The following is a 327-nucleotide window of genomic DNA, read 5'->3' on the forward strand; positions in this document are numbered from 1 at the left end:
GCCTGCTAGGATAAATGCCCGAGACAAAACCAATCATTCCAGCATTTAATAAAGTAAACGGAAGGAGGAAAAGAAATGGATTCTAAACCATACTCTTGGGTCGCTCTAGATCGCAACTGTACACACCACGGCGATTACCATCATAACTACGAAAGAAAAGCAGTTTGTGACGGCCACTATTATGATGATGAAGATGTTTTACAAGACTTTGATCAAGTGAGTGTCACAAAGCAGACATCTGAGGAAGTCATTATCGTTAGAGATTCTTGTGACATTAACGTCTCTTCTGTTGATGCACAGGTTGCAGCATCTATCCAAGCAGCTGTT

At 41.3% G+C, this 327-nt stretch carries 1 protein-coding gene; it reads left to right on the top strand.

The annotated features are described in order from the left end of the window. Positions 1-75 precede the first annotated feature (75 nt). Positions 76-327 (top strand): spore coat protein (locus V7659_RS19320; RefSeq protein ID WP_335541486.1); only part of this gene is annotated, 252 nt, incomplete at its 3' end.

Origin of the sequence: Neobacillus drentensis (genome assembly GCF_036966985.1) — a bacterium.
Classification (GTDB): domain Bacteria; phylum Bacillota; class Bacilli; order Bacillales; family Cytobacillaceae; genus Neobacillus; species Neobacillus drentensis_E.